General features: G+C 69.6%; 23 protein-coding genes. 10 read left to right on the forward strand and 13 right to left on the reverse strand.

The features are described from left to right. Positions 1–26: 26 nt before the first annotated feature. From ACFY3D_RS06830 to ACFY3D_RS06865, 8 genes are all read right to left on the reverse strand, one after another. On the reverse strand, positions 27–482 hold the full coding sequence (locus ACFY3D_RS06830; protein WP_389975852.1) for an Hsp20/alpha crystallin family protein: 456 nt from the start codon (positions 480–482) through the stop codon (positions 27–29). A 125-nt stretch (positions 483–607) separates the two neighbouring features. After that, positions 608–1,474 carry an aldo/keto reductase gene (locus ACFY3D_RS06835; RefSeq protein WP_389975855.1) on the reverse strand — a complete coding sequence of 289 codons (867 nt, stop codon included), beginning with the start codon at positions 1,472–1,474 and terminating at the stop codon, positions 608–610. Between the two features lie 144 nt (positions 1,475–1,618). Beyond that, positions 1,619–1,768 (reverse strand): nucleotidyltransferase family protein, encoded by a 150-nt coding sequence (locus ACFY3D_RS06840; protein ID WP_389975859.1) that lies wholly within the window; start codon positions 1,766–1,768, stop codon positions 1,619–1,621. Between the two features lie 175 nt (positions 1,769–1,943). Further along, positions 1,944–4,946 (reverse strand): glycoside hydrolase family 3 C-terminal domain-containing protein, encoded by a 3,003-nt coding sequence (locus tag ACFY3D_RS06845; RefSeq protein ID WP_389975862.1) that lies wholly within the window; start codon positions 4,944–4,946, stop codon positions 1,944–1,946. A gap of 126 nt (positions 4,947–5,072) precedes the next feature. Next, entirely contained in the window at positions 5,073–5,888 is an 816-nt protein-coding gene (locus tag ACFY3D_RS06850; protein ID WP_350943505.1) for a carbohydrate ABC transporter permease, read from the reverse strand. After that, entirely contained in the window at positions 5,885–6,763 is an 879-nt protein-coding gene (locus ACFY3D_RS06855) for a sugar ABC transporter permease (RefSeq protein WP_362896263.1), read from the reverse strand. The genes ACFY3D_RS06850 and ACFY3D_RS06855 overlap by 4 nt, the downstream gene beginning before the upstream one ends. A gap of 204 nt (positions 6,764–6,967) precedes the next feature. Next, positions 6,968–8,272, reverse strand: a complete 1,305-nt coding sequence (locus ACFY3D_RS06860; RefSeq protein ID WP_389975866.1) for an extracellular solute-binding protein — start codon at positions 8,270–8,272, stop codon at positions 6,968–6,970. Between the two features lie 10 nt (positions 8,273–8,282). Further along, positions 8,283–10,598: a TIM-barrel domain-containing protein gene (locus tag ACFY3D_RS06865; protein WP_389975869.1), complete on the reverse strand. Its 2,316-nt coding sequence runs from the start codon at positions 10,596–10,598 to the stop codon at positions 8,283–8,285. 205 nt (positions 10,599–10,803) lie between these two features. Here ACFY3D_RS06865 and ACFY3D_RS06870 point away from each other — a divergent pair, with 205 nt between their 5' ends. Next, the gene (locus ACFY3D_RS06870) at positions 10,804–13,005 is read left to right on the forward strand and encodes a beta-galactosidase (protein WP_389975871.1); all 2,202 of its coding nucleotides are present in this window, start codon (positions 10,804–10,806) and stop codon (positions 13,003–13,005) included. Positions 13,006–13,070: 65 nt separating this feature from the next. Here ACFY3D_RS06870 and ACFY3D_RS06875 read toward each other — a convergent pair whose 3' ends face one another. After that, a complete protein-coding gene (locus ACFY3D_RS06875; RefSeq protein ID WP_389975873.1) occupies positions 13,071–13,871 on the reverse strand; it encodes a hypothetical protein in 801 nt (266 codons plus the stop codon). A 59-nt stretch (positions 13,872–13,930) separates the two neighbouring features. Between ACFY3D_RS06875 and ACFY3D_RS06880 the strand changes: the two genes are divergently transcribed. Beyond that, a complete protein-coding gene (locus tag ACFY3D_RS06880; protein ID WP_389975876.1) occupies positions 13,931–14,104 on the forward strand; it encodes a hypothetical protein in 174 nt (57 codons plus the stop codon). An 80-nt stretch (positions 14,105–14,184) separates the two neighbouring features. On the opposite strand, the gene ACFY3D_RS06885 is transcribed toward ACFY3D_RS06880, so the two are convergent. Further along, positions 14,185–15,231 (reverse strand): SIS domain-containing protein, encoded by a 1,047-nt coding sequence (locus tag ACFY3D_RS06885; protein WP_389975879.1) that lies wholly within the window; start codon positions 15,229–15,231, stop codon positions 14,185–14,187. Positions 15,232–15,332: 101 nt separating this feature from the next. On the opposite strand from ACFY3D_RS06885, the gene ACFY3D_RS06890 reads away from it, so the two are divergent. From ACFY3D_RS06890 to ACFY3D_RS06910, 5 genes are all read left to right on the forward strand, one after another. After that, positions 15,333–16,094 (forward strand): ATP-binding cassette domain-containing protein, encoded by a 762-nt coding sequence (locus ACFY3D_RS06890; protein ID WP_389976593.1) that lies wholly within the window; start codon positions 15,333–15,335, stop codon positions 16,092–16,094. Beyond that, the gene (locus ACFY3D_RS06895; protein WP_362896239.1) at positions 16,091–17,107 is read left to right on the forward strand and encodes an ABC transporter permease; all 1,017 of its coding nucleotides are present in this window, start codon (positions 16,091–16,093) and stop codon (positions 17,105–17,107) included. The genes ACFY3D_RS06890 and ACFY3D_RS06895 overlap by 4 nt, the downstream gene beginning before the upstream one ends. Before the next feature lie 24 nt (positions 17,108–17,131). Continuing rightward, a complete protein-coding gene (locus tag ACFY3D_RS06900; RefSeq protein WP_389975883.1) occupies positions 17,132–18,115 on the forward strand; it encodes an ABC transporter substrate-binding protein in 984 nt (327 codons plus the stop codon). 127 nt (positions 18,116–18,242) lie between these two features. Then, the gene (locus ACFY3D_RS06905; protein WP_389975886.1) at positions 18,243–19,007 is read left to right on the forward strand and encodes a DeoR/GlpR family DNA-binding transcription regulator; all 765 of its coding nucleotides are present in this window, start codon (positions 18,243–18,245) and stop codon (positions 19,005–19,007) included. A gap of 1 nt (position 19,008) precedes the next feature. Continuing rightward, positions 19,009–19,911, forward strand: coding sequence for an ROK family protein (locus tag ACFY3D_RS06910; RefSeq protein ID WP_389975889.1), 903 nt, complete (start codon positions 19,009–19,011; stop codon positions 19,909–19,911). Between the two features lie 76 nt (positions 19,912–19,987). Here the strand turns inward: ACFY3D_RS06910 and ACFY3D_RS06915 are convergent, their stop codons facing one another. Together ACFY3D_RS06915 and ACFY3D_RS06920 are read right to left on the reverse strand one after the other, a co-directional pair. Continuing rightward, positions 19,988–20,791 carry an ABC transporter permease gene (locus ACFY3D_RS06915; RefSeq protein ID WP_389975892.1) on the reverse strand — a complete coding sequence of 268 codons (804 nt, stop codon included), beginning with the start codon at positions 20,789–20,791 and terminating at the stop codon, positions 19,988–19,990. 139 nt (positions 20,792–20,930) lie between these two features. Next, positions 20,931–21,908, reverse strand: a complete 978-nt coding sequence (locus tag ACFY3D_RS06920) for an ATP-binding cassette domain-containing protein (protein ID WP_389975894.1) — start codon at positions 21,906–21,908, stop codon at positions 20,931–20,933. A gap of 100 nt (positions 21,909–22,008) precedes the next feature. On the opposite strand from ACFY3D_RS06920, the gene ACFY3D_RS06925 reads away from it, so the two are divergent. Genes ACFY3D_RS06925 through ACFY3D_RS06935 form a run of 3 tightly spaced genes read left to right on the forward strand, consistent with a single transcriptional unit; the run spans position 22,009 to position 25,390 of the window. Continuing rightward, positions 22,009–23,175, forward strand: coding sequence for a TetR/AcrR family transcriptional regulator (locus ACFY3D_RS06925; RefSeq protein WP_389975896.1), 1,167 nt, complete (start codon positions 22,009–22,011; stop codon positions 23,173–23,175). Continuing rightward, complete coding sequence (locus ACFY3D_RS06930; protein ID WP_389975899.1) at positions 23,172–23,804, forward strand: transcriptional regulator; 633 nt, start codon at positions 23,172–23,174, stop codon at positions 23,802–23,804. The genes ACFY3D_RS06925 and ACFY3D_RS06930 overlap by 4 nt, the downstream gene beginning before the upstream one ends. Beyond that, the gene (locus ACFY3D_RS06935) at positions 23,795–25,390 is read left to right on the forward strand and encodes a pyruvate, phosphate dikinase (RefSeq protein ID WP_389975902.1); all 1,596 of its coding nucleotides are present in this window, start codon (positions 23,795–23,797) and stop codon (positions 25,388–25,390) included. The genes ACFY3D_RS06930 and ACFY3D_RS06935 overlap by 10 nt, the downstream gene beginning before the upstream one ends. Positions 25,391–25,657: 267 nt before the next feature. Here ACFY3D_RS06935 and ACFY3D_RS06940 read toward each other — a convergent pair whose 3' ends face one another. Next, on the reverse strand, positions 25,658–26,245 hold the full coding sequence (locus tag ACFY3D_RS06940) for a histidine phosphatase family protein (protein WP_389975905.1): 588 nt from the start codon (positions 26,243–26,245) through the stop codon (positions 25,658–25,660). Positions 26,246–26,424 lie beyond the last annotated feature (179 nt).

Consider the following 26,424-nt stretch of genomic DNA (forward strand, 5'->3'; position numbering starts at 1 on the left):
AGGTCGAACGATCAGACCCTGCCCTCTCAGGCCTTGATCGACTTCTGGTCCGCGGTGTGCTCGGCCTTCTGGATCGCGACCTTGCGGGGCTTGGCCCGCTCGATGACCGGGATGCGCACCGCCAGGACCCCGTTGGAGTAGGCGGCGTCGACCTTGTCGCTGTCGAGATGCTCGGACAGGTAGACGCGGCGGGTGAAGGTGCCCATCGGGCGCTCGCGGACGAACAGGCGGTCCTCCTCCCCGTGCTCCTCCTCACGGCCGGCGCTCACCGAGAGCACCCCGCGATCGACGGTCACCTCGATGGTGTCGGGGTCGATGCCCGGGAGGTCGAACTTCAGGAGGACGTCATCCTTGCGGCGGACCCCGTCGAGCGGCATGGCCACCCGCGCGGCCCCCTCACCCGACCCCAGGACCTGGCGGGAGAGCCGGTCGAACTGGCGGTCGAACTCCTGGATGAACGGGTCGATCGACGTCAGCAGCATCGGTAACCACCTCCGTATGAACTGGCAGGTATCCTCAAGCCTGCCTTCTCGGAAACCTCTTACTTCAGTTATAGGTTAGCGGCTCTTCGGTTCGCAAGTATCCTCGGGAAAATTCTCGGCACTCCTCAGACGCCCCTGGTCAGAGCGTTGAACTCCTCGTCGGTCAACTGGACGGCAGCGGCGGCGACGTTGTCCTCCAGATGGGCGACCGTCGAGGTGCCGGGGATGGGCAGCATCACCGGGGAACGGCGCAGCAGCCACGCCAGGGCGAGCTGCGAAGGGGTGGCGCCGTGCTCCCTCGCCGCCGCGGCGAGCGGGCCGCCCTCCGCCGCCAGCCTGCCGGTCGCGAGCGGGAACCAGGGGATGAAACCGATGCCGTTCGCCTCCGAGTACTCCAGCAGGGGCTCGGCGTCGCGGTGCGCGAGGTTGTAGAGGTTCTGCACCGAGACGATCGTCGCGGACTTCCCCGCCTCCTCGACGTCCTCGACGCTCACCTCGCTGAGGCCGATGTGGCGGATCTTGCCCTCCCGCTGCATCAGCGCGAGCTCCCCGACCTGGTCGGCGACGGGGACGGCCGGGTCGATGCGGTGCAGCTGCAGCAGGTCGATCCGCTCGACGCCGAGGTGGCGCAGGCTCAGCTCGACCTGCTGGCGCAGGTATTCGGGACGGCCGACCGGCGTCCAGAGCCCGGGACCCTGCCGGGTGAACCCCGCCTTGGTCGCGATCACCAGGTCGTCGGCGTAGGGGTGCAGCGCCTTCTTGATGAGCAGCTCGGCGACGAACGGGCCGTAGGAGTCGGCGGTGTCGATGAGGTTCACGCCGAGCTCGACCGCCCTGCGCAGGACCCGGACGGCCTCGTCGGGGTCGCGCGGGTCTCCCCACACTCCCTCGCCGGTGAGCTGCATCGACCCGTAGCCCAGGCGGTTGACGGTGAGGTCGCCCCCGATGGTGAACTGCCTGGAGGCCTCGGCGGGACGCGTCGTGGTCGTCATGATGTCCTCCTGGAATTCGGTCTGCGTTCATGATTCGCAACAGGACGACGAGGTGACCGATTCCCCTGCGCCTCCTGTCGCCCGTAAACCTTCCGGCACGCACTCGCAAAGCACCTCAGATGAGGATGCGATTTTGCCGGAGAGCTAAGAAACCGCACCCGTTGAGGGGTCGACGTCGCTCCCCTCCCCGTCCTCACCACGGGCGACTGAGCCGAAGACAGCCAACTCGACGACACCGTACTTCTCGCACAATTCAACCAAACCTGTGTAGACGGTTGTGAAGTCAACGCTCATGACACCTCCCGCCCTTCATGCTGTCACCTCAGTCGGGCCACCGCACCGCTTGGAGCTAACCTTCCCCCATCTCGACATCACGAAATCCGCAAAAAAGCGAACATCCCGCACGCCTTATGGCCCGTTCCTCGCGAGGAACGGGCCATAAGGAAAGACAGGCCTTACGGAGAGGTGGTCAGCGGGTGAAGGTCACGTCCTTGATCCGCAGGGCGCCGCGGAAGACCAGGTAGACGTCCTGAGCGCCCCGTACGGCCGAGACGGGGGCGGTGGCCGTGGCCCACGAGTAGGTCCCGCCGGTGGCGGGCACCCGCACGGTCCCGGCGAGCCTGCCGGTCGGGGAGCCGAGGCGGATCTCGACGGAGGAGGCGGCGGTGGCCGCGACCCCGAGCCGCACGCCGGTGACCCCGGCGCGGAGGTCGGCGTCCTCGAAGGAGATCCATTCGCCCGCCGAGGCGCCGACCGCGTCGCCTCGGACCTTGGTCTCGTCGACCAGTTCGACGCCCGAGTAGTCGTCGAAGTCGGCGGCGCGGGTGGTCCGGGTGAGGTCGCGGGCCGGGATGCGCTCGCCGTCCACCCGCATGGTCACGCGCTGCCGGATCGCGTCCGAGGCCGAGCCGACCAGGACGTCGTGAGTCGACGGCTCCACCGCGAAGCGGCCCCTGGTCACGTCCCACAGGGCCAGGTCCGCAGTCCTGAGCGTGAACCTCACGACCTTCGACTCCCCGGGGGCCAGGCGCACCCGCTGGAAGCCGCGCAGCTGCCTGACCGGCTGCTCCACCCGGGAGGTGTGCTGGTGGGTGTAGAGCTGGACGACCTCGTCACCCGCGCGCGAGCCGGTGTTGGTCACCTTGACGCTCACCTCGTGCCCGCCACCCTTCGCAACGGCCTTGAGGCCCTGGTAGCCGAAGGTGGTGTAGCTCAGCCCGTGGCCGAAAGCGTAGAGCGGGCTCCGCTTCGAGTACAGGTAGGTCGAGCCGGTCTTGACGATGTCGTAGTCGAGGATGTCCGGCAAGGGCGTGCCGGCCCGGGGCCAGGTCTGGGTGAGGCGGCCTGCCGGGTTGACGTCGCCGTACAACAGGTCGGCCAGCGCGTTGCCGGTCTCGGCTCCGGCATGGGTGGTCCACAGGATCGCCGGGACCTTCTCCTGCAGCCGGTCGATCGTGGTCGGGTAGCTGTTCTCCAGGATCACGACCGTGTTCGGGTTGGCGGCGCGCACCGCCTCCACAAGCGCCCGCTGCCCCTCGGCGAGACCGAGGTCGGTCCGGTCGTGGTCCTCACGGCCGTTGATGAACGGCATGCTGCCGACGACGACCACCGCCACGTCGGCGCTCCTCGCCGCCGCGACCGCCTCCGCGGTCCCGCTGCGCACGATCTCCTTCTCGAAGCGGGTGGCGTCCTCCGCGACGGTGAGGCCGAGCGTGCCGTCGGCCGCCGCCTTGACGTACTTGTTCTGGCCGAACCAGTCGTAGGCGGTCTCGTAGCCCGCGTAGCGCAGCAGCGTCGTGCCGTCGGCCTGCGCCTCCAGCTTGAACTGCTCCTGCACGAACCAGCCGGTGGGCTGCTCCTGATTGTTGACCAGGGTGGACCAGTTGGCGCGGCTGACGTACTTTCCGTTGGCGACGCTGCGCAGGGTGACGATCCCCTCGCCCCAGTCGAAGACGTCGAACTGCTCGGTCGCGCCCGCCGAGGTCCCCGAGAGCCTCAGGTCCGCGCCCGCCCCTGTGCCCGCGGTGAGGTACCTGCCGCCGGACTTGAGCGCGATCCTGTCGACGCCCTCGGACGTGACCGTGGCGGCCCGCTCCTCGATCCCGTCGAGCGGGGTGACCTGGTACGGAAGCCTGCCCGAGTACCAGTCGGTGTAGAGGGTGTCGGCCAGCGGGCCGACCACCGCGACCTTCTGCGAGGGACGCAGCGGCAGGGTCTTCCCCGAGTTCTTCAGCAGCACCGCCGCCTCGGCCGCGGTTCGCCTGGCCAGCTCGCGGTGCGCGGGACTGTCGACCACGTCCTTGGTGATCTTTCCGTACGGGCCGCCGTCCGGGTCGAACTCGCCGAGCCTGAACCGGAGAACGAGAATGCGGCGGACGGCGGTGTCGAGGTCGGCCTGGGTGAGCAGCCCCTGCGCCAGCGCCTCGTTCACCGCGGCCACCGTCGGGGCGCCGTCGGTGTTGTCCACCGTGAAGCTCTCGACGCCCGCCTTGAGCATGGCTGCGGCGCCTTCGGCCCTGGTGGCGAAGTAGCCCTGGGAGCCGGTGAGGTTGTTGGGCCCCCCTGCGTCGGAGACGTTGAACAGCGGCCGGTCCGACCAGGCCCTGACGGTGGAGTTCAGGTCGGTCACCGTGGCGGGCCGCCCGTTGACCAGGTTGTACGCGGTCATCACGCCGGTGGCCGCGCCCGCCTCCAACGCCGTTTTGAACGCCGGGTACTCGTACTCGTTCAGGACGCGAGGGCGCAGGCTGGAGGAGGTCGTGTCGCGACGGACCTCGTTGTTGTTGCCGAGGAAGTGCTTGAGTACCGGGGCCGCCCGTAAGTGGTCGGGGTCGTCGCCCTGGATACCCGAGCCGTACGCGGTGGAGATCGCGCCGGTGAGCAGCGGGTCCTCGGAGTAGCCCTCCTCGTTGCGGCCCCAGCGTGGGTCACGGAGCGGGTTGACCACCGGCGTCCACAACTGCAGGCCCCACAGACGGGAATTCTCCGCGTGGTAGCCTCTCGCCTCCTCACCGACGGCAGTGCCGACCTTCTTGACCAGGTCGGGGTTCCACGTGCTGGCCAGGCCGACGGCCTGCGGGAACACGGTTCCCTCCGCCGTCACGACGTTCCCGGCGTTGTCGACGTCGGTGGACCAGGCGACGCCGTGCAGCGCCTCGGTGCCGGTCTTGAACAGCCCGATGCCGAGCCGCTCCACCGCGGGCTGGTACTGGTGGAGCCAGGAGACCTTCTCCGCCGTGGTGAGGCGGCCGAGCAGGTCGTCGACGCGCCGGTTCAGCGGGAGTGAGGGATCGCGGAAGGGATGTTCAGCGACCGTACGGGTGGGGGCTCGGCCCGATCGCTCGTGCGCCTCGTGGGCGAGGGTCGCCTCGTGGGGCAGGCCGGCGAGGGCCGCATGGGCGGGGACCGCGCACAACCCCAGGGTGAGGGCCGTCACGGCGACCGCCGCAACGGACGTGGTGGATAACGACATTTCGCCTCCAGGTCAGGGGGAGTCGAAGAAACACCGCTGTCGGGACGCCGTCCGCCCCCGAGCGGCGTACGACGTCGAACGGGAGACACGGTGTGGTCATATGACCGAGCGTGAGATGAGGTGCGGTCATTTGACGGCGCCCACGGTCACGCCGCGGGTGAGGGTCCGCTGGAAGATGAGGAAGAAGGCGACCGCGGGCAGGATGCCGAGCAGCGCCGAGGCGCTGGACATCGTGGCGTCCATCATCTTGTCCCCCTGCAACACCCCGAGCGCGACCGGGACGGTCTGGTTCTCGTTGGAGATGAGGAAGACGAGAGGCAGGAAGAACTCGTTCCAGGTCCAGATGAAGAAGAAGATGAGCAGCACGCTCAGCGTCGGCCTGCTGATCGGCACGACGACCTGCCACAGGGCCCGCCATTTGCCCGCGCCGTCCAGGGCCGCCGCCTCCAGGATCTCGCGCGGGAAGCGGCCGAGCACCGAGGCGAGCAGGTACGTCCCGAAGGCGCTCTGGATCACCGTGAAGATGATGATCACACCGAGCCTGGTGTCGTACAGTCCGACCTGCTTGGCCAGGTAGTACAGCGGGTAGACCAGCGCCTCCTGCGGCAGCGTGTTCGCCACCAGGAAGACGACCAGGATCCACACCCGCCCGCGCACCCTGCCGATGCCGAGCGCGTAGGCGTTGAGCACAGAAAGGACCGTGGCGAGCACCGCGACCGAGCCGCTGATCAGCAGGCTGTTCCACAGCTTGCCGCCGAAGTCGACCCGGTTCCAGAAGTCGACGATCCCGTCGAGATACAGCTCGCTCGGCAGGCCCAGCGGCCCGCCCGAGGAGTAGTCGGCCGGGGACTTCACCGCGTTGAGCGTGACGATGGCGAACGGCACCAGCATCGCGACGGCCAGCACGACCAGCGAGACCAGGACCGAGTATTTCCGGATCATGATTCCCTGTCCTGAACCCGCAGGAAGAACACCGTCACCGCGATGATCACGAGGGTGAGCACGGTGGCGATCGCCGCCCCGTACCCGACGTTGGCCTTCTCGAAGAAGTTCTGGTAGCTGAAGTAGGACGGCACGAGCGTGGCACCGCCGGGACCGCCCCTGGTCAGCACGAAGATCGGCCCGAAGACCTTGAGCGCGGCGATCGTGCAGGTGAGCAGGACCACGTAGATCTCCGGCCGGATCTGCGGGATCGTGATGTGCCAGAACCGCCGCCACCACGAGGCGCCGTCCATCTCGGCGGCCTCGTACAGCGCGGGATCGACCCGCTGCAGCCCCGCCATGAAGATGACGACCGGGTAGCCGATCTGGAACCACACCATGATCGCCATCACGCTCGGCAGCGCCCAGGCCGGGTCGCCGAGCCAGTTCCTCGGCTCCATCCCCAGCAGCCCGAGCAGGTCGTTGAGCGCCCCGAAGCGCGGATGCATGATCCAGCCCCAGACGATCCCGGCCACCGCGACCGGCAGCACCTGCGGCAGGTAGTACGCGGCCCGCAGCACACTGGCCGCGCGGGGACCGACCTTCTTGCCCACGTAGTCGAAGAGCGTGGCGGCCAGGACGAGGCCGATGAGCGTCGGGACGATCGCCATCGCCACGATGAGCGCGACGTTGTTGCGGAAGGAGGACCAGAACCGCTCGTCGGCGAGGAGGCGGGTGTAGTTCTCCAGCCCGATCCACCTCGGGTCGCCGATCCCCTGCCAGCGGGTGAAGCCGATGCCGACGTTCATCAGGAACGGCACGACGATGACCGCGGTGAAGAGCACGGCGCTCGGCAGCAGGAACACCCAGTACCCGCGGTCGCGAGACCTCGGCATCGGAGGTCTCCTTTCTCTGTTCTGCGTGCACGGCTTTCTCTGTTCCGTGCGCGCGCTCTGCTCCGTGCGCGTGTCCCGCGCACGTGTTCTGTGTTCTGCGCGCACGCTCCGCTCCGTGCGCTGCTCCGTGCGCGGGCCGTGTGTTCGGTACGCGCGGGCCGCGCCGTGACACCGTGATCGTCACGGCGCGGGCCGTGGGAGACGTCAGTTGCCGATGTCGGCGAGGTTCTCCTCGTACGGAGCGGCGATCTCGTCCAGGACCGCGTCGGGGGTCTTGGTGCCGTTGATGAGGTTCTGCACGCCCGAGACGAGCACGTCGTAGTAGCCCGGCGCCGGCCAGTCGGGATAGAAGGCCAGCCCGTCGGAGGTCGAGAGCCTGTTGAAGTTCTCGATCAGCTCCTTGCTCTTCTCATCGGTGATCGCGTCCGTGTCGGCGGCGACCGGGATGCCGCCGGAGTTGCCGAGCAGGTTCTGGATGTCCTTCTTCATCGTGATGTCGATGAAGTCGTAGGCGAGATCCTTGTTCTTGGCGTTCTCGGGGACGACCCAGATGTTGCCGCTGGATCCGGCGCTCATCGTGTTACCCGGCCACAGGAACGAGCCCCACTCGAAGTCCTTGACGTCGCTGACGAAGCGGCCGTACCACCAACTGCCGGAGACCAGGATCGGATACTTGCCGCCGATGAAGGAGGTGCCCATGTCCTCGGCCTTGATCGCGGCGGAGTCCTTGTCGACGTAGCCCTTCTTGACCCAGTCGGCGAAGGTGTCGGCCGCGTACGTGAACTCGGGCCCCTTGAAGTCGACCTTGCCCTTGTAGAGCTGGAAGGCGTCCACCCACGGTCGCTGCGCCTTGCTCAGCGCGAGCTGGTAGAAGATCTGCTGCGCGGGATACTCGGCGCCGCCGACCGCGATGGGGGTGGTCCCCGCCTTGACGAACGTGTCGAGCGCGGCGGTGAACTCCTCGAAGGTGGTGGGCACCTCGACGCCCGCCTTCTTGAAGGCGTCCTTGTTGTAGTAGACCATCACGTACTCGGCGTAGTTGGGGACGCCGTACCACTTGCCCCCGCCCATCACACCGCGCTCGTCGTATCTCGCGGTCGTCTGGATCGAAGGGCTGAGCAGCTTGTCCCAGCCGCGCTTGGTCACCTCGGGGGTGAGGTCGGTGAGCAGACCCTGCTTCGACAGCAGACCGGCCGTGGCGTTGCCCTTGTTGTACTCCATCACGTCGGGGGCCTCGTCCGAGTTCAGGATCATCCCCGCCGACTGGCGGATCTGCTCGAACGCCTTCTCCTCGAACTTGACCGTCACGCCGGGGTGCGAGGCCTCGAACTGCTTGACGGCCTCGGCCCACGCCTTGCCCATCGCGCTGTCGGCGCCCTCGTAGTGCCAGAGCTTCAGGACACGGGGGCCCTCCGCGGCGGGGGTGTCCGCCGCGGGTTCGGTGCCGCCGCAGGCGGCGAGCGCCATGAGCGCCGCCACCGCGGCGACACCGACTTTCAGATTGAACATGGTCTTTCTCCTAGATGGTGGTGATGACGAGTGGTATGTCGGCCCCCACCAACTCGACGCCCGCGATCCGCGCGCTCCCCGAGACGGTCACCCGCAGGCCCTCCCCGTCGGGGACCACGGTGATCACGGTGTCCCCGTCGAGGTCGGAGACGACGGTACGGATCTCGCCGCTGTCGGCTCCGACTCCGTACGCGATCAGGGTGATCTCCCCGAACGGCCCGTCCCCGACGGTCCCGCCCGCCTCGGTCCCGCCCTGCTCGGTGAGAACGGGGACGACGGCCCCGCGCCGGACGTACAGCGGAACGCGGTCCAGCGGCGTGGCGGCCGTGACGTACCGGCCGCCGGACAGGATCTCGCCCGTCCAGTGGTCCACCCACTCCCCCTCGGGCAGGTAGACCTTCCTCACCTGCTCGGGCGAGGTCATCGGCGCCACCAGCAGGTCGCGGCCGAGGAGATACTGCAGGTCCGCCTGCCAGGCCACCGGGTCGTCCGGGTAGTCCACGCACAGCGCCCGCATCATCGGGGCCCCGGTCCTGGCCGCCTCGACGGCCGCCGTGTAGATGTACGGCATGAGCCGGTAGCGCAGCCTCAGCGCCTCGACCGCCTCCGCCTCGACCTCGGGAAACTCCCACGGCTCCCTGCTGGTGGTGCCGTGCAGGCGCAGCAGCGGGGAGAGCGCGCCGAACTGGGTCCACCTGACGTACAGGTCGTCGGTGGGGCGGCCGGTGAACCCGCCCGCGTCGTGGCTCCAGAACGGGACGCCGGACAGGCCGTGCGCCAGCCCGCCGCGCAGCGTGCTGCCCATCGCGGCGTAGCTGGTGTAGGTGTCGCCGCTCCACTGCGCCGAATGCCGCTGCCCGCCGAGGAACGACGAGCGCGCCCAGACCATGCCGTGCCCCGCGACCTCCTTGGTCACCTCGGAGACGGCGTCGTTGAACAGCAGCGTGTAGACGTTGTGCAGGTCGGTGCCGGACATGCCGTTGGCCGCGACCGCGTCGTGCGGCACACCCTCGGCGAAGTCGGTCTTGAAGACCTGGACGCCCTGTTCGAGCAGCGGGCGCAGCAGTCCCTTGAACCACTCGGTGGCGGCCGGGTTGGTGAAGTCGACGATGCCGCAGGCCGGGTAGGAGCCGTGCCAGCAGTCGGCGACGTAGACCTCGCCACCAGGCTTTTTCAGGAAATATCCGCTCTCGGCCGCTTCAGCGAAGATCGGGCTGAGGTGGGAGATGTACGGGTTCATCCACAGGCAGACCTTGAACCCCATCTCCTTCAGCTCGGCCAGCATGCCGGTGGGGTCGGGGAAGCCCTCGGCGTCCCAGCGCAGGTCGGACCAGTGACCGTCGGTCTGCCAGTACGTGTCCAGGTGCAGCACGTCACACGGGATGCCGCGCTCGCGGATCCTCCGCGCCCGCGCCATCACCCGCTCCTGGGTGTCCACGAAGAACCCCGAGGAGATCCAGGTGCCGAACGCCCACTTCGGCGGGAGCAGCGGCCGGCAGGTCAGCAGGTCGAACCGCTCCAGCACCTCCGACGGGGTCGGCCCGGCGATCACGTAGTAGTCGATCAGGTCGTCCGGGACCACGATCTGCACGCAACTGTGCGTGGACTGGCACACGTCGAACTCCACCGGAGTCCCGCTGTCCACCAGCACGCCGTAACCCCTGCTGGACAGGTAGAACGGGATGTTCTTGTACGCCCGCTGCGACTCGGCGCCGAACGCGTCGAAGTTCCACATCACCGGCCGCTGGCCGCGCTTGTCGAGCCGGGTGAACGACTCGCCGAACCCGCTGAACGCCTCGTCGGCGGGGGCCACGAAGCTCTCGTGATAGCCGACCACCGCGCCACCCGAGCTGGAACGGCCGAACGGCAGCGTGCGCAACCGGCCGCTGATGTCGGTGTGCCCCCGGTCCTGCTCGAGCAGCGGCGCTCCGCTCGCGTCGGTGAACCTCAGGTGCCAGGGAGCCAGGGTGATCTCCGCGCGCAACGAGCCCGCGTCCAGCAGGATCGTCCCCTCGCGGCTCTCCACCCGAGCCCCGGCGAACTCGCCCGGCGTGACCATCGAGATCGCCGCGGCCGACCGGGTCCGCGCGTCCGCGTCCTGCCCGAGCCGGACCCGGATCACCCCCTCGCCCGCCACGCTCAACTGGACCAAAAGCGTCTCCTCGGCCGATGTCACGGCCTTCAGGATCACCCCTGCCGCATCGGAGGCGACCGGCTCAGCCGAGATCAACGCCGACAGGCCCCCCTCACCGTGCGAGCGTACGGGCAGCTCAGGCGGGTCGGCGACGAAGTACTCGTGCGCGACCAACGGGGGACGGTAAGGCATGGGAACTCCAGCGCTCGGGCCTGCATCTGCCGAGTTAGTTTTACGTCCAAACCAACAAACGTCAATGCCCTCGACCTGCCGAACTCCGCTGACCCACCCCCTCGAACAGGTCGTTCGCGGACGAAGGAAGCCGGAGCCGCCCTCTTGAGCCCGGCCCGCCGCACGTGGATAATTAGTTTAGTTTCCATCCAAACAAAGGGGAGCCGTGGACTGGTCGGAACGGCTCGGCGGGCTGTGTTACGGCGGGGACTACAACCCCGAGCAGTGGCCGGAGGACGTCTGGAAGGAGGACGTCGAGCTGATGCGGCGGGCCGGGGTGAACCTGGTCAGCGTCGGCGTGTTCTCCTGGGCACGCCTGGAGCCCACACCCGGCGTCCACGACCTCGGCTGGCTCGACCGCGTCCTCGACCTGCTGCACGACGGCGGGATCCGGGTCAACCTCGCCACCCCGACCGCCTCGCCACCCCCCTGGTTCGGCCTCGCCCACCCCGACGCCCTCACCGTCACCCACGACGGCACCCGCCTCACCCACGGCAGCCGCGACACCTACTGCGTGCACTCCCCCGCCTACCGCGCCGCCTGCGCCGGAATCGCCCGCACACTCGCCGAGCGCTACCGCGACCACCCGGCGCTCGCCATGTGGCACGTGCACAACGAGTACGGCACCACCTGCCACTGCGACCACGCCGCCGACGCCTTCAGGACCTGGCTGCGGGCCCGGCACGACACCCTGGAGGCGCTGAACGACGCCTGGACCACCTCGTTCTGGAGCCAGCACTACTCCGCCTGGGAGCAGATCACCACCCCCCGCGCCACCCAGTACCTGCCCAACCCCTCCCAGGCCCTGGACTTCCGGCGGTTCGTCTCCGACGCGATGCTCGACCACTTCCGCGAGCAGAAGGCGGTGCTGCGCGAACTCACCCCGGACATCCCGATCACCACGAACTTCGTCCTCGGCGACTGGGTGCCGGTGAACCACCGCCACTGGGCGGCCGAGGTCGACCTGGTGGCGATCGACCACTACCCGTCCACCGACCCGCCCGCCGAAACCGCCTTCGCCGCCGACCTGGCCCGCGGCTGGGCCTCGACTCCCGGGTACGACCCGACGCGAGACTCGGCCGGGCCGACGGACGCCCCGGCCACCGACCCCGCACACGGCTCAACCGGTCCGACGGATGGCTCGTCCGGCGCCCCGGCGCACGACTCACCCGGTCCGACGCATGGCCCGGCCGCCGACCCGGCGCACGACTTGTCCGGCGCCGCGCACGACCCGACCACCGGGAAGCCCTGGCTGCTGATGGAGCAGGCGGTGGTCACCTACACCGGCCCCCGGATGCGCGCCAAGCGCCCCGGTGAGATCACCAGGCTGAGCCTGTCGCACATCGCGCGCGGCTCACGGGGAGCCATGTTCTTCCAGTGGCGGGCCTCCCGGGGCGGCGCCGAACTCTGGCACGGCGGCATGGTCCCGCACGCCGGACCCGACTCGCGGATCTTCCGCGAGATCTGCGACCTGGGCGCCCTGCTGCCCACACTGGAGGACGCCTGCGCGGCTCCCGTCGAGGCCGGGGCCGCGATCCTCTGGGACGCCGAGGCGAACTGGGCGCTCCAGGCCCCCGGGCTACCCTCCACCGAACTGAACTACACCGAGGCCGTACGCCAGGCCCACCGGGTCCTCTACCGGCACGGCGTCACCGCCGACCTCGTCCACCCCTCCGCCGACCTGTCGGCCTACCCGCTCGTCCTCGTCCCCAGTCTCTACCTGATCTCCGACGCCGACGCCGACAACCTGCGCCGCTACGTCTCCGGCGGCGGCACCCTCGTGGTCTCCTACCTCAGCGGCATCGCCGACGAACACGCCCGCGTCCGCCTCGGCGGCTACCCCGGCGCTCTCCGCGACCTGCTCGGCATCCGCGTCGAGGAGTTCCACCCCCTGCCCCCCGACATCGCCCTCACCCTGTCCGCCCCTGACGTCCTCGCCCCCCGGAGCACCTCCCCCCGGGCCGAAATACCCGCACGTCCCCCGACCGACGAGGCGACGTTTTCCGATGAAACGAGGTTCCCCGGTGACCGGCCGGAGACCGGCACCTTCTGGAGCGAACACGTCCACCTGGAGGGCGCCGAGGCGCTGGCCGTCTACACCGGCCCGCACACCCTCGACACCCCCCTCTCCGGCCAACCCGCCATCACCCGCCACCCGTACGGTTCAGGAAAGGCCCTCTACATCTCCACCCGCCTGACCGACGACGCCTACGCCCGCCTGCTCGGCCTCTCCCCCGCCCCCGTGGAACTCGTACGACGCGGCGACTGGCTCTTCGCCATCAACCACGGAGACGAGGAACACGAACTGGGCGACCTGCTCCTGCCCCCGGGCGGTTTCGCCGTACGACCACACGTTGAGCGAGAGTGACAACGGCGGCCACCTCGATGCCGAACCGCCCGACGATCAGCGTCCCGTCAGGCCGCCGACCGCTGTCACAAACCGTCCCTGTCCTCAAGCTTGGTCGTCACCTTGTTCGCGGGCGGCGCCTTGATGGAGACTCTGCTGCCCCAGCCGGTGAAGCGGGTCTCGACGCTGATCGTCTTGCCCTCCCACCCGGTGCTGTCGAAGATGCCGACGACGGGGAAGGACGTGGTCAGGCGCTGTGGCAGGTGGTTTCTGTCCACGGTGAGCTTGAACGTCACCACGGTCTTGTCGCTCGACCGGAGCGGCAGGGTGGCACGGAACCAGGGCGAGACCTTGGCGAGCTTGCCGAAGGTGGTGGTGCCGCTGTAGGTGGTACGTGACTTCTTGGCCCCCTTGAGCAGGCTGGTGAGGGTCGTCGGCTCGGCGACGTTCACCAGCTGGCTGAACCAGCCGCCCGCACCGCCCGTCATGCCGCCCGGGTCCTTGTACCAACTCTTGCCTCGCGGCATTTGGTCGCGATAGGTGCCACCTTGGGAGTAACTCGTGGTGCCGATCCGGATCGTCCGTTCGGGGACGTGCGGATTGAGGCGATCGTCGGCCGGGTGGGCACTCTGCGAGCTGATGTCGGAGGCGACGATCCCGCCTCGGCCGAACTGGAAGGAACCGGTGCGCCGCAGGTAAGGCTGGCCCTGGCCATCTTCGATCATGGTGCTCCGGTCGCTGAACCTCACCCCCTTGCCCGGAACGAACTGGCTCTTCACCGCCTTGACCGGATCGGCGGGGGCGGCCTGAGCCTGGGCGTGGGCCGGTGCCCCGGTCACGAGCGCGACGGCCGTGACCGCGGAGATGCTCGCGATCATTCGCTTCATAGGGGTTCCTCGATAGTCCGGGACAGGAAGGGCAATCTTCCCCGACCTTGATCACGGATGTGTCTCACCCCCCTGCGGTCCGCAACCGGCCGTACTCACGGGCTGCGTTGTCATCGAAGGGCAGTGGACGACGCGGCGACCGGCTCTTCGTCGTCAACCACGGCGACGAGGAACACGAACTGGGCGACCCGCGCCTGCCCCCGGGCGGTTTCACCGTACGACTGACCACATGATGACTCGAACCGCCCCACACAGCCGGGGCGACTTCAACGGCCCCGGCTTCCCTGGTGGGTGAAGCGCCATCTCTCCTTCTTCACAGGACGCGGGTCACGCGGCTGGCATGACGGAACGCGCCCGGCTGCAGCCCGTTGTCCAGGGCACTCGCAACGCTCAGCATCTGCAGCGGCAAGATCTCGGCGATCGGCCGGGCCGCACCGGTGAGGGCGGGGGCCGCGAGGTTCACCCCGGGCCCCTCTCCCGGCCCGACCCAGAGCACCTGCCCGTCGCGGTCGAGAATGTCCTGCGCCATGCGCCGGTTGAGTGACGCCGTCGCCCGGGCCCCCGCCAGCATGACGGCCGTGAAGCGGTCGTCCACCAGGTCGAGCGGGCCGTGACGGAACTCGCTGGTGGCCAGCGCCTCCGCGTGCACCTTGCCCGCCTCCTTCACGAGCAGCGCCCCGGTGCGCGCCGACGCCAGCGACGGGCCGCGGCCCAGCACCACGAATGTGCGACTGGCCAGCTCCAGCGGGCGGGCGATGTCAAGGTGATCGTCGAGGGCTTCGACGTACCGCCGCACCTCGGACACAGCGGGCGCGAAGTCCGCTGAATGATCTTCGCCGAGCGCGGCGTCCACCAGGCGCGCGCCGGCCACGATGGTGTTGATGTACGTCCCCGTGCCGGCGGTGTCCTCGCGCGCGGCCCCTACGTGGAGGGGATAGACGACGTCCGCGGCGCGGGCGAGCGGCGAGCTCAGGTTGTTCACCACCGCCAGGATCGTGGGGCGCTTCGGGCCGAGCGTGTCGAGCAGGGCGAGCACCTCCGCCGACTCGCCCGACTGTGAGACGACCACAAGCAGCTTGTCGGGGGTCAGCAGGCCGGGCGCGTAGTTGATCAGCTCGGCGGTCTCGACGACCCAGGCGGGCACGCCGGCCGATACGAGCCGCAGCCACGCCGGGTAGGACGCGAACGGCCCCGAGCCCATGCCGGTGAACACGATGCCGTTGTAGCGCGACAGCCGGTCGCGCACCAGGTGGCCGACGTCGTCGGGGGGCGGAGCGTCGAGGATGGCGCGGAGGGTGTGGACCTGTTGGGCGATGCCACGCACATAGGGAGGCGTCATGTCGGAGGAGGAGGAGTTCACGCGGTCAACTTATCACCCTCCTGTTACATCCAAAGTTTTTTCTGTTCGCTTCTTGCCATAAATGTTTGAGTGAACATAACCTCTCCGCCATGACATCCTCACTGGCAGAGCCGTTGCTTGAGGCGCGCAACGTCGTGAAGACGTTCGGTCACGTGCAGGCGCTGCGCGGCGCCGACTTCGCGGTCGGTGCGGGCGAAGTGGTCGCACTGATGGGCGACAACGGCGCGGGCAAGAGCACCCTCATCAAGATCCTTTCCGGTGTCCAGCCCCCGACCAGCGGCGAAGTCCTGATGGACGGCGAGCCCGTCGAGCTGCGAAGTCCCGACGCCGCTCGCGCCCTGGGGATCGAGACCGTCTACCAGGACCTCGCGCTCGCCGACTCCCTCGACGCGGCCAGCAACCTGTTCCTCGGAAGGGAACACATGCGCTCCGGACTACTCGGGCGCCTCGGCTTTCTCGACAAGAAGGCCATGCGCAACGAGGCCGCACGGGTCTTCAGCGAGTTGTCGGTGACGGTCACACCGAGCGGGCAGACGGTCCGTGGCATGTCCGGCGGCCAGCGTCAGGGGGTCGCCGTCTGCCGCGCCGTCATGTGGGCCAACCGCGTCGTTTTCATGGACGAGCCCACGGCCGCGCTGGGCGTGGCCCAGACCAGGAACGTCCTCGACCTCATCAAACGGGTGCGTGACCGGGGCATCGCGGTCGTCCTCATCAGCCACAGCGTCCCCGACGTGCTGGAAGTCGCCGACCGGATCGAGGTGCTGCGGCTCGGGCGGCGCGTCGCCCGGCTTGACGCCCGCGTCACAAACACCCAGGAAGTGGTCGCCGCCATCACCGGCGCGCGCCAGGAGGAGATGAGATGAGTCCCCCAAGTGCCGTCACGGCGGCCCCGGCTACCGGGACGGAGTCCCCGCGCGCTCGGCTGACCGGCCTCCTGCTACGTCCGAGCACGGTCACGTTCATCATTCTGTTCGTGATCGTCGCCGTGTTCGCGACCATCGCGCCCGTCTCGTTCACCAGTGCGAGCAACACGCGGGCCATCCTCACCGACGCCTCGATCCTGCTCATCCTCTCCATCGCGATCAACTTTCCGATGATCACGGCAGGCATCGACCTCTCGACCGGCTCGGTGCTGGTGTTCTCCGGAGTGATGTCGGTCAAGGCAATGCAGGCGTTCGGCGGCGACGGCCCCGGGGTGGCCGTCCTTGGTGGCGTCGTCGCGGTCGCCAGCGGCCTGGCCTGGGGTGTGCTGCACGGCGTGCTCGTCGCGTACGGGCGGATCCCGGCCTTCATCGCGACACTGGGCACTCTCGGTGCGGCGCTCGGGCTCTCCTACATCATCACGGGCGGGTTCGACCTGCAGGACGTGCCGTCCTCGGTCACCGCCATCGGGTCGCAGCGCCTGCTCGGAGTGCCGTGGCTCGTGGTGGCGGCCGCGGCCGTCGCCATCGTCTTCGGAGTGTTGCTGCAGGCCACCCGCTTCGGCCGCCACACCTACGCCATCGGCGCCAATGAGGAGGCCGCCCGACGCGCCTCCATCAACGTCAACATCCACCTCGTGAAGGTGTACGTCATCGCGGGCGGGCTCACCGGCCTGGCCGGGTTCCTGTCGCTCGCCCGGTTCGCCACCACCACCCTCGCCGGGCACGCCACCGACAACCTCCAGGCCGTCACCGCCGTCGTCCTCGGCGGCACCAGCCTGTTCGGCGGAACGGGCGCCATCGTCGGCACCGTCGCCGGCGTCTTCATCCCCACGGTGCTGCAGAACGGGTTCGTCGTCACGGGCGTGACGCCCTACTGGCAGCAGGTCGCCGTGGGCATCGTCCTCATCGCCGCCGTCTACCTCGACAAGATCCGCCGCAGCCGCTCCGTCTGAACGGCCATACCTCGAAGGAAACCCATGAAGCCGTCCCTGCGTGCCATCGGACACGCCGCCCTCGTCACGTCGGTGATCGCGGGCCTCACCGCCTGCGGCGCCGCGGAACGCTCCAACGACACGGCCACGGCCACCGCCTCCGCCAGCATGTCCCTCATCGTGGGCAACCTCGGCGACGCCTACTACCAGTCGCTCATGTGCGGGGCCAAAAAGGAGGCCGCGGCCAAGGGCGTCACGCTCGATCTGCTGGGGCCGAAGGCGTTCGACACCTCGCAGCAGGTGCCTATCGTCAACGGCGCCACCGCGAAGAAGCCCGACGCCATCATCATCGCGCCGACCGACTCCAAGGCTCTCTTTCCACCGCTCCAGCAGGCGCACCAGGACGGCTCCAAGATCGTCACAGTGGACACGACGCTCGACGACACCTCGTTCCTGTCCTCTCAGATATCCGCCAACTGGACGCAGATGGGGACGCTCGGTGCTCAGGAGCTCGCCAAGGCCGTCGGTGACAAGGGAACCGTCCTGGCGATCTTCTCGCCGCCCGGCGTCACCACCAACGATCTGGGACGCAAGGCGTTCCTCAAGGAGATGGCGGAACACCCCGACATCGAGCCGGTCATCCAGTACAGCCAGGGCGACGCGGGCAAGTCCGCCTCGATCGTGGCCGCGGCGCTGGCCCGGCACCCCGGGCTGGCAGGTGTGATGACCTTCAACGGCGGCGACGCCGAAGGCGCGGTCACCGGCCTCCGTGAGGCGGGGAAGGCCGGAAAGATCCCCCTGGTGGCCGGAGGCGCCCGCGAGTATCAGGTGGGGTTGCTCAAGGACGGCATCGCCAAGGCACTCCTCGTGCCCGCGCCGTCGAAGATCGGCGCCGCCGCGGTGGACCAGGCGCTGGCGGCGGCGAAGGGCTCGGCCACGCAGCCGACCGTCGACACGGACATCGTCGTCGCCACCCGCGACAACATGGACGATCCCGCCATCGCCCAGTCGTTCTACGTGCCCTGCTGACCCGGCCGATGACGGCGCGGGCGCACCTTCGACGCGCCCGCGCCGTCATCGGACAGCCACCGTGCGCTGCCCCCGCATCCCGCCGACCGGCACTACGCTGAACACGATCACTCACCGGAGGAACGTGATGAAGAAGTCCGACCGGCACCGCCTGATCCTGGACGTGATCCAGCGGACCGGCCGTCTCCGCATCTCCGACATCGCCCGAGAGAGCGGCATGACCGAGATGACCATCCGCCGCGACCTGGAGGCACTGGAGCAGACCGGTGCGCTCAGCCGTGTTCACGGCGGAGCCGTCTCCATCGTCTCGCAGAGCCACTCGCCGCGCTATCAGGCGCGCATCCTCAGTAACGCCGAGAACAAGCAACACATCGGCAAGGCCGCCGCCGAGCAGATCCGCGAGGGCGAGACGATCATCCTCGATGCCGGGTCCACCACCGCGAACGTCGCCCGCGCCCTCCTCGGAAGGCGCAACATCCGCGTCCTCACCGTGGACCTGCGCATCGCCTCCGAACTCGCCGACGACCCCGGCCTCACCGTCCTGCTCGCGGGCGGCGTGGTGAGACCGGTGGAGCACACGCTGTACGGCACCGAGACGCAGCGCGCGTTCGCCGAGTACAACTTCGACACCTACATCATGAGTGCGAGCGGCCTGGACGCGGCCAGCGGCGTCACCGAGTACAACCCCGACGACGCGTTCGTCAAGCGTTCCGCCCTGGCCAGCGCCCGCCGCACCATCCTGGTCGCCGACGGCGGCAAGTTCGGCGTCACGACGTACGCGAAGGTGTGCGGTCTGGACGACGTCGACATCGTCGTCACCGATGAGCAGGGCGCCGCGACCGAGACGGCCCGCGCGGCCGAGAGCGCCGGCACCCGGATCGTGAGCACCTGACATGAGCCGGCCCACAGCCGTCGCCGGCGTCGACGTCGGCGGCACGAAGATCGCCGTCGGCGTTCTGCACGCCGACGGCACCAGCACCCGGATAGGGGTCGAGCCGACCGTCCGCGGCACGGGCGAGGTCAACGCCGCCACCGTGCGCACGCTGCTCCGCCGGGCCTGCGACACCTTCGCCATCGCGGCCGTCGGCCTTTCCGTCACCACTACGGTCGACGGCGACGGCCGCTTTCGCGACCTCACCTCCTGGATCGGCTGGCGCGGCTGGACGCCCGCCGACGTCCTGGGCGACATGCCCCGCGAGCTCCGGGACGGCGGCTCCGTCATCGCCGCGAACGACGCCGCCTGCGGCGCCCTGGCCGAATGGTCGCTCGGTGCCGGGCGCGGCGCGAACGACACCCTCTTCGTCAGTCTCGGCACCGGCCTGTCGCACTCGCTCGTGCACGACGGTCGAGTACTGACCGGCGCACACGGCGGGGCGCTCTTCAGCGGGTACGCGCCTCCGGCACGCTGCCCCTGGTCGACGTGCGAGGCAGGCACCGTGGAAGACATCTGCTCCGGTCCCGCACTGGCGGAGGCGTACCGGGGGCCGGGCGCGAGAGACGCCAGACCCGTCCTGGACGACGCCCGTGACGGAGTTCCCGCCGCCGGAGACGTCGTGGACCACGCGGCCTGGCACCTCGGCGCGTACCTCGCCGGACTGGTCCAGTCGTACGACCCCGAGGTGGTCGTCATCGGCGGAGGGCTTGGCACCGGCGCGCCCGGCTACGTTGAGCCGGCCGTGCGTATCGCCCGTGACCTCATCCGGCTGCCCTTCGCGTCCCGCGTTCCCTTCACGCCCGCGGCACTCGGCGCCGACTCCGGCTGGCTGGGCGCCGCCCTCACCGCTGCTCACGGGTGAGACCCCGCGTAGCGGTGGGTGGCCGAGGTCCGACGGGCCGAAGCTCGCGCTCCGCCACGTACGAAACCCGCCGGGGTCATTGCTGGCGGCTGTAGGCGCGGATGGCGAGGGGGCAGAACACCACGAAGAGGACCGCGCACCAGACGAGCGTGGTGGTGACGGTGCCACCGACCGGGGTGCCGTTGAGGAGGGCGCGGCAGGCGTCCATGGCGTGGGTGACGGGGTTGATCTCGGCCCAGGCTCGCAGCCATCCGGGCAGGGTCTCGACGGAAGCGGCGAGGCTGGTGCCGAGCTGCAACGGCAGGAAACTGATGAAGCTGATCGCGAGGACGGTGTCGGCGCTCTTGACGAGGACACCGAAGAACACGGTGACCCAGCTCAGGCAGAAGCCGAAGGTGATGGCGAGGCCGGCGGCGGCGAGGACCGCGGGGAGACCACCGTGGGCGCGGAAGCCGAGGAGCGTGCCGATGGCGAAGAGGATGGCGACGGCGAGCAGATAGCGGACGATGTCGGCCAGTACGGAGCCGAGCAGGGGCGCGAGGCGGCTGATGGGCAGGCTGCGGAACCGGTCGGTGACACCGTTCTTGAGGTCGAGGTTGATGTTGGTGCCGGTCGAGACCAACCCGGCGAGGCCGGCGCCCATGACGAGGATGCCGGGGAAGAGGTACCGCAGGTAGTCGGCGGTGGAGCCGGCCACGGAGCCGCCGAAGAGATAGAGGAAGAGCACCATGAACAGGGCGGGTGTGACGACCCCGTTGATGATCGGGCCGGGGTTGCGGGTGGTCTTGGCGAGGCTGCGGCCGGCGAGCACGAAGCTGTGCCGTAGCCAGGCGAGGGGCCGGGTGCGCGGTGGTTCGATGCTGGACACGGTGGCGGTCATCGGGCGGCCCTCGTCGGTTCGTCGGCGGCGGTGGTAGGTATTCCGGTACGCGATCGTTCGGTGGCGGTCATCGGGCGACCTTCGTCGGTGTGGCCGGCGGTGGTGGTAGGTATTCCGGTACGCGATCGTTCGGTGGCGGTCATCGGGCGGCTTTCGTCGGTTCTTCGGCGGAGGCGGCGGGGGTGGCGGGTGTTCCGGTCAGGGCGAGGAAGACCTCGTCGAGGCTGGGCAGGCGCAGCGACAGTTCGGAGACGCCGATGCGGCGTTCGCGCAGCCGGGCGGCGATCTCGAAGAAGTCCCCGTCACCGGTGACGGGCACGACCAGCTCGTGGCGGCTGGAGCGCTCCGGGGCCCGGCCCGCGACGTCGGCCAGGATGCGGGCGGCCACGTCGGTGTCGGCGGGGTCGTTCGGCCGCACGGCGATGGTGTGCCCGCCGACTTCTCGTTTCAGCTCGGCGGGGGTGCCGGAGGCGATGACCTGTCCCTGGTCGATGACGGCGATGGCGTCGGCGAGGGCGTCGGCCTCTTCGAGGTACTGGGTGGTGAGCAGGACGGTGACGCCGTCCGCGCTCAGGCCCCGGATCATCTGCCACAGCTCGTCGCGTTTGCCGGGGTCCAGTCCCACCGAGGGCTCGTCGAGGAAGACCACCTCGGGGTGTCCGACCATGCTCGCGGCGAGATCGAGGCGGCGGCGCATGCCACCGGAGTAACCGGCCACCGGTCTTTTCGCCGCGTCCTCCAGGCCGAAACGGGCGAGCAGGTCGGTGGCGCGCAGGAGAGCCTGCGGTCGGGACAGGTCGAGGAGCCGGCCGATCATGACCAGGTTCGCCAGGCCGGTCAGCTCCTCGTCCACGCTGGTGTGCTGGCCCGACAGCGCGATCCGGCGGCGCACCTCCGCCGGTCGGCGTGCCACGTCGAACCCGGCCACGGACGCGCGCCCGCTGTCGGGGCGCAGCAGGGTCGCGAGGACGCGGATCACGGTGGTCTTTCCCGCGCCGTTGGGGCCCAGCAGGCCGAGCACCTGCCCGCGCGGGGCGGCCAGATCGACACCGTTCAGCGCGGTGACCTTGCCGAATGCCTTGGTCAGCCCTTCGGTCTCGAATCCATGATCGCTCACCGTCACCATCCCTCATCTCGATCGTCCCGTGATTCAGATGTTTATAACATCTGAATTTTGAGAGTATCCTAATGCCGATGGTTCGCAGAAAGGAAAGGTGATGGTTCGACTGACGCGGGTGCAGCAGCAGGAGCGCACCCGGAGGTTCGTGCTGACGGCGGCGAGGGAGGAGTTCACCGAGCACGGCTACGCGGCGGCCAAGGTCGACCGGATCGCCGATCGGGCCGACCTGACCCGCGGGGCGGTCTACTCGAACTTCCCGAGCAAACGTGCGCTGTATCTGGCGGTGCTGATCGACATGGTCGAGAACCCCACCGCGGACGAGCCACCGACGCAGCCACCGCCACCCCCATCGACGACGGCCGATGCGCTGGGCGCGTTCGCCAGGACCTGGCTCGAACGGCTGCCTCTGGTCGGCGACACGGCCTCCGGAGGGCGCCTGCACCTGCGCTCGCTCGGCGGCGTCCTCGACGACGAGCGGGGGCGTACGGTGCTGGCGCAGGTCGTCAGGGTGGAGGCGTTGCTGCTCGCCCTCGCCCTGGAGTCGTGCGAACCGGCCCGCGCGACGCCGGTGCGGCGGGTACGGCTCGCCGAGCTGGCGCTGACGCTGCTGGACGGTTCGGGTCACCTGGCCGAGAGCGCACCGGGATTCGGCGACCCCTTCGACCTGGCACGCGCGTGTGAGCATCTGGCCGGGATCGAGCTCACCGACACCTGGGAGCCGCCGTATCTTCCCTATGTCACTCCGGCGCGACCGTGCGAGGACGCGTGGGATCCGCCCACCGAACTCACGGATCGGATCAGCGGGGGTCGGGTCGACCTCGGTGCCGACGGTCTGATCACGGTGCTGGGGGCCGGCCGTCTCGCCGCCGTCGAGGAGGCCGTCCGTTCCGCCCGGCCCGGCGAGCAGGTGACGGTGGTCGCCGTCACGGACGACGCCGCCGAGACGGGCCGCCTCGTACGGCTCAGGATCACCGATCTCGTCGGCTGCCTGCGGCGGGTCTTCGCTCCCGACGCCTGGCGGCGTGTCCGGCTCGTCCTCGACGACGACGCCCTGGTGGCGTCGGCGATCGGCCTGACGGACCTCGACGACGAGACGGAGTCCGCCGTACGCGTCCGGAACGGCGCGATCGTCGCCCGAGCCCACGGACGAGGCGCCGCGTACGCGGCCTCGACCTCCGACCTCTCGACCTCCGGCGCCTCGAACGCCGACACCTCCACCGCCGACGCCTCGAACGACACCCGGCCGAAGGGGCCCACGTCATGACCCGATCCGAGTCTTTCGCGACCGACACCGGCCTGTCGGTGCTCCACGCCCTGCGCTGCAGCGGCGCCTCCGGCCTCACCCGCCTCGCCGGCACCACGGGGCTCGGTGAATCCGACGTCGAGTCCGAGCTGATCGATCTCGCGGTCGCTGGTCTCGTCACGTATGCGGGCGGCGACTTCGGCGGATGGAGTCTCACCGACGCCGGCCGTGCCGTGAACGCCGAACGCCTCAACGCCGAGTTGGAGTCGGCCGGAGCCCGTGCCGCCGTGAAGGCGGCGTTCGACGACTTTCTCGTACTCAACCCGGAACTGCTCGAACTGTGCACGGCGTGGCAGATCCGGTCCGTCGACGGTGTCATGGCCGCCAACGACCACCGCGACGCCTCCTACGACGCCCGCGTCCTCGCCCGGTTCGTCGACTTCGACCGGCGTGCCGCCGTCGTCGGCGCCCGGCTGTCCGCGGCGTTGCCCCGCTTCGGCCGCTACCGGGTTCGTCTCACCGAGGCACTCGAGCGTGCCGCCGCCGGCGAGTTGGAGTACGTGGCCGACGACTTCTCGTCGTACCACATCGTGTGGGCGGAGCTTCACGAGGACCTGCACGCCACACTCGGGATCCCCCGATGGGTATGAGATGGGTTCGCCCGCTCTCTCCGCGTGTCGAGGAGACGGCGGAGACGCTGGGCGGCAAGGCACACGGTCTCCTGGTCCTGAGGCGTCTCGGGTTGCCGGTGCCCCCCGGGTTCGTCGTCACCACCCACGCGTGTCGCGCGTTCCTGCGCGACGGGCGTCTTCCCGACGGACTCGACGACGAACTCGCGGCGGCCGTCGCCGACCTCGAAGCCTCCACCGGGCGCCGCTTCGGGGGATCACGGACGCCGTTGGCGGTCTCCGTTCGCTCCGGGGCCGAGGTGTCGATGCCCGGCATGATGAACACGATCCTCAACCTCGGCCTCACGACCGAGGCCACGGCCGCTCTGGCGGCCGAGACGGGCGACGCGCGGTTCGCGCTGAACTCACGGTTGCGGTTCCTGTCCGGCTTCGCCGCCGCGATCGTCAACGTGGACGACGGAGCCCTCGCACGAGGGGCAGGTGACGAGCAGGCACGGATCGAGGCGGTCGAGGATCTCATCCGGCGACGGTGGGGCCGGCCGATCCCGGACGACGCGGCGCGGCAACTGGAGTCGGCGGTCGAGGCCGTGTTCTCGTCGTGGGACACGCCGCGCGCCAGAACCTACCGCGAGCTGCACGACATCCCGCACGACCTCGGTACGGCCGTGATCGTGCAGACGATGGTCTTCGGGAACCGCGATGAGCACAGCGGCACCGGGGTCGCGTTCAGCCGCGACCCCAACACCGGGGAGAACGTCCCGTTCGGCGAGGTCCTGTTCGGGCACCAGGGTGAGGACGTCGTCTCCGGCAGCTCACTCACCCGGCCCCTGCGCGAACTCGCCGACCGGGAACCGGCGGTGTGGACCGGCCTCCTGGACGCGCTGCGCCGGGTCGAGGGGCACTACCGCGACGCGTGCTATGTCGAGTTCACCTTCCAGGCCGGGGAGCTGTGGATTCTGCAGGTCCGGCCGGGAAGGTTCGTCGGGGGTGCCGCCGTCCGCGTCGCGACCGACCTCGCCGACGAGCGGGTGATCGGGCGGCACGAAGCGCTGCTCAGAATCTCACCGCGGCATCTCCCGCACGTCCGCACACCCCGGATCGCGGGAACCGCCGACATCCTGGCCAGGGGAATCGGCGCCTGCCCCGGTGTCGCGGCCGGCAGGGTGGCGACCACCTCGGACGGAGCGGTACGCATGGCCGCGGACGGCCCGGTCATCCTGGTACGGCCGGAGACCTCCCCGCACGACATGCACGGTCTGGCGGCCGCCGCCGGGATCGTCACCGCCCGCGGCGGACCGGCCAGCCACGCCGCGGTCGTCGCGCGCTCGATGGGAAAGCCCGCTGTGGTGGGGATCGGCGACCTCGTCGTCGACGTCACCGGCGCCTCGGTGCGGGCCGGTGGACGCACCGTCGGTGAGGGCACCCTCGTCACCATCGACGGGACCGGCGGCGAGGTCGCCCTCGGCAGTCCCGGTGTCGTCACGACCGGGGCCGACGTCCACCTGCGCCGGCTCCTCGAATGGGCCGACGAGGTGTCGGGCGACCACTCGGAACGCGACGAGGCCCTGCGCCTCGGCGCCGCCCACGCCGTACTCCGTCACGACTAGGACTTCGGGTCTTCGGGTGGGCGAGAGTCCGACGAAGTCCCGTCACCGGGGCATGAGGTCAATCGCGGTTGGGAGGCGGTGGCTCTTCCGGGTGACCACCTGCCGTGCAGGCGTTAGGCCTCATCTTCCCGTATCCATACGAACCGGCCGTGGAAGTTCGGTCCCGTCCGGGCTTCTCACATGGATCAACAGTCATCCAGGTGAGAAGCACCGAGGAGCGCCCGGGACGATCCGGGGCGATCGGGTGGCTTTCCGCCACACTGCCGCTCAGGGCCGCGCGCTCGGCCCGAACCCCGTCCAGCGCAGGTCGGGCGGGAGGTGGCCCATGTCGTTGTACGACAGCACCGTCGGCGCCACGGCGTCGCGATACTCGATCGCCGTCAGCGCCGTGTTTCCGCAGTTCAGCCCCAGCCATCGCACCGGTGGCGCGTCGAGGGCGTGCCGCAGCAGCCAGGCCACCGGATAGGCGTGGGTGACCAGGACCTCGTGGGTCTCGGTCTCCGCCGGGCGCGCGAACCTGTCGGTCAACGCGTCCGCGAGGGCCGCGCCCGCGGCGGCCTCCTCCGCGTCGTACCCGTCGAAGAACCCCGCCCACGCGGGGGGCATCTCGTCCGGCACGTACGGCACATGGTCGATCAGCTCGGCCGCTTCGCGCACCGCGACGCCCGGCAGGTGCTCTCCGACGATCTGGGCGGAGCGCACCGCCCGGGGAAGGGGCGAATGCCACACGACGTCGACGGGCAGGGCGGCCAGGCGCTTCCCGACCAGCTCGGACTGCCGCTGCCCGACGTCGGTCAACGTGCCGAACGCGTCCGCCGCGCCGTGCCGCATCACGTACAGGTGCCGGGTCGCCATCGTCAGCTCCCAGGTCTCGGAGTGCGGGGACCGGATCCTCGTACGGCTCCGAGGCGCCGTACGGCGAGAGCCGACGCTCCTCCTCGCCGCCCGGTGCGGGCCTGCTCGGAGAGGTCCGAGCACACCGCACCCCGAATCAGCCGAACCATCGCCACTCCCTTTCCCGGAACAATGAAAAT

It is taken from the genome of Streptosporangium sp. NPDC000509, assembly GCF_042898365.1.
Taxonomy (GTDB): Bacteria; Actinomycetota; Actinomycetes; order Streptosporangiales; family Streptosporangiaceae; genus Streptosporangium.

What these genes read in the sequence shown, in the direction of transcription:
- ACFY3D_RS06830 (WP_389975852.1), bottom strand. Translation starts at nt 482, where the DNA reads ATGCTGCTGACGTCGATCGACCCGTTCATCCAGGAGTTCGACCGCCAG.
- ACFY3D_RS06835 (WP_389975855.1), bottom strand. Translation starts at nt 1,474, where the DNA reads ATGACGACCACGACGCGTCCCGCCGAGGCCTCCAGGCAGTTCACCATC.
- ACFY3D_RS06840 (WP_389975859.1), bottom strand. Translation starts at nt 1,768, where the DNA reads ATGAGCGTTGACTTCACAACCGTCTACACAGGTTTGGTTGAATTGTGC.
- ACFY3D_RS06845 (WP_389975862.1), bottom strand. Translation starts at nt 4,946, where the DNA reads ATGTCGTTATCCACCACGTCCGTTGCGGCGGTCGCCGTGACGGCCCTC.
- ACFY3D_RS06850 (WP_350943505.1), bottom strand. Translation starts at nt 5,888, where the DNA reads ATGATCCGGAAATACTCGGTCCTGGTCTCGCTGGTCGTGCTGGCCGTC.
- ACFY3D_RS06855 (WP_362896263.1), bottom strand. Translation starts at nt 6,763, where the DNA reads ATGCCGAGGTCTCGCGACCGCGGGTACTGGGTGTTCCTGCTGCCGAGC.
- ACFY3D_RS06860 (WP_389975866.1), bottom strand. Translation starts at nt 8,272, where the DNA reads ATGTTCAATCTGAAAGTCGGTGTCGCCGCGGTGGCGGCGCTCATGGCG.
- ACFY3D_RS06865 (WP_389975869.1), bottom strand. Translation starts at nt 10,598, where the DNA reads ATGCCTTACCGTCCCCCGTTGGTCGCGCACGAGTACTTCGTCGCCGAC.
- ACFY3D_RS06875 (WP_389975873.1), bottom strand. Translation starts at nt 13,871, where the DNA reads ATGAAGCGAATGATCGCGAGCATCTCCGCGGTCACGGCCGTCGCGCTC.
- ACFY3D_RS06895 (WP_362896239.1), top strand. Translation starts at nt 16,091, where the DNA reads ATGAGTCCCCCAAGTGCCGTCACGGCGGCCCCGGCTACCGGGACGGAG.
- ACFY3D_RS06900 (WP_389975883.1), top strand. Translation starts at nt 17,132, where the DNA reads ATGAAGCCGTCCCTGCGTGCCATCGGACACGCCGCCCTCGTCACGTCG.
- ACFY3D_RS06905 (WP_389975886.1), top strand. Translation starts at nt 18,243, where the DNA reads ATGAAGAAGTCCGACCGGCACCGCCTGATCCTGGACGTGATCCAGCGG.
- ACFY3D_RS06910 (WP_389975889.1), top strand. Translation starts at nt 19,009, where the DNA reads ATGAGCCGGCCCACAGCCGTCGCCGGCGTCGACGTCGGCGGCACGAAG.
- ACFY3D_RS06915 (WP_389975892.1), bottom strand. Translation starts at nt 20,791, where the DNA reads ATGACCGCCACCGTGTCCAGCATCGAACCACCGCGCACCCGGCCCCTC.
- ACFY3D_RS06925 (WP_389975896.1), top strand. Translation starts at nt 22,009, where the DNA reads ATGGTTCGACTGACGCGGGTGCAGCAGCAGGAGCGCACCCGGAGGTTC.
- ACFY3D_RS06930 (WP_389975899.1), top strand. Translation starts at nt 23,172, where the DNA reads ATGACCCGATCCGAGTCTTTCGCGACCGACACCGGCCTGTCGGTGCTC.
- ACFY3D_RS06935 (WP_389975902.1), top strand. Translation starts at nt 23,795, where the DNA reads ATGGGTATGAGATGGGTTCGCCCGCTCTCTCCGCGTGTCGAGGAGACG.
- ACFY3D_RS06940 (WP_389975905.1), bottom strand. Translation starts at nt 26,245, where the DNA reads ATGGCGACCCGGCACCTGTACGTGATGCGGCACGGCGCGGCGGACGCG.